General features: G+C 46.6%; 3 protein-coding genes. All 3 read right to left on the bottom strand.

The window, feature by feature from the left end:
* A partial coding sequence (locus tag GKG34_RS15570; RefSeq protein WP_154256867.1) for an AAA family ATPase occupies nucleotides 1-710 on the bottom strand: 710 nt, incomplete at its 3' end.
* 33 nt (nucleotides 711-743) lie between these two features.
* A complete protein-coding gene (locus tag GKG34_RS15565; RefSeq protein ID WP_154256865.1) occupies nucleotides 744-1,103 on the bottom strand; it encodes a DUF2500 domain-containing protein in 360 nt (119 codons plus the stop codon).
* A 1-nt stretch (nucleotide 1,104) separates the two neighbouring features.
* The coding region (locus tag GKG34_RS16005) for a DUF6054 family protein (RefSeq protein ID WP_243139296.1) at nucleotides 1,105-1,221 on the bottom strand (117 nt) is incomplete at its 5' end.

Raw genomic sequence — 1,221 nt, 5'->3', positions numbered from 1 at the left:
TTCAGAAGCTGGTTCAAAAAATGCTGCCGATTATTTACAAATGTTTTGGTGATAACGTAGCTGTCCGTATCTTCATACTGACAAGGATGAATCGTGCCATTGTCGAAGCTAAAAATCTCAGCATCAGGCATTCCGAGGAGAATGGGTGAATGTGATACGATAATGAATTGCGCCCCTTCTTGGGCACACCGATAAATGTTGATCAGTAACGTGAGCTGCCGCTGCGGGGATAAAGCGGCTTCCGGCTCGTCAAAAATATAGACTCCATCTGCACCCATGTAGTCCTGCGCAATGGCGAGGAAACTTTCACCGTGTGATTTTTGGTGATAGCCTTTGGAGGGATGATCGTCATCGGAATAGTCGATTTCCTTGGTGGCTACATTATAGAAACTCTCTGCTCGGAGAAAATACCCGAACTTTGGTCTGCGATACCCCTTGGAAATCGTCATAGCCTCACATAGTTCCGAATGGGAGTTGTATGTGGAAAATGAATAGTTCTTCGTTCCACCCTCTGCGTTGAAGCCGTAAGCAACAGCGATTGCTTCCAGAAGCGTAGATTTTCCACTTCCATTTTCGCCAACAAAGAACGTAATGGGCTTATGGAATGTAAAAGTGTCGATTCCACTGATGGCAGGAATCTGACGAACATAATTGTATGGGCGAACTCTGTTCCAGTCGATGGTCAGCCCTTGGATAAACAGATCGTTCATACAGCACTCCATACTATATAATGTAAGAAACACTTAGTTCCGCTCAAACCCAAGATAGCGGGTGCCCTGAAAACTCAGCTTTCCAATGTCGCCCTCCACAAGCATTCCGTAGTCCGAACCACTTACGGTAAGCTCCATGCGGTCGCCGCTCTCTACCTGAAAGGTCACATAATAGGTCGTGAACGTATGCGCCATCGTATTGTCTGTATGGTGGCGAGAAACTTCCGTGCGCTTTGCCACAATCGTTGCCGGAACAGTCAGCCGCGGCGAATGGTTGTTTTTATTCCATGTGCTGATATTTCCGATGATGGTGTATAGGATCATACCCAAAACCACAAGGAACAGGATGGGAAACAGAATGCTGAACAGCATATCAATTCCAGCGTAAAACATCTTATTCCTCCAAAATTTCTTCCAGCAGGTCCTTTACATCGTCCAGAAAAGATTCTTCTCCAAGGGTGTTCACCTTGAAGAACACCGCCTGACTGCCGCCTGCGGTGATGGCAGACAG

Origin of the sequence: Faecalibacterium sp. BIOML-A4, from assembly GCF_009679665.1 — a bacterium.
In the GTDB taxonomy this organism is placed as follows: domain Bacteria; phylum Bacillota; class Clostridia; order Oscillospirales; family Ruminococcaceae; genus Faecalibacterium; species Faecalibacterium taiwanense.
The sequence above is the reverse complement of the archived record's forward strand: the minus strand, read 5'-3'. Positions and strand labels throughout refer to the sequence as shown.

Bases quoted from the DNA above. Each gene is read 5' to 3' on its own strand.
- GKG34_RS15565 (WP_154256865.1), bottom strand. From the start codon at position 1,103: ATGTTTTACGCTGGAATTGATATGCTGTTCAGCATTCTGTTTCCCATC.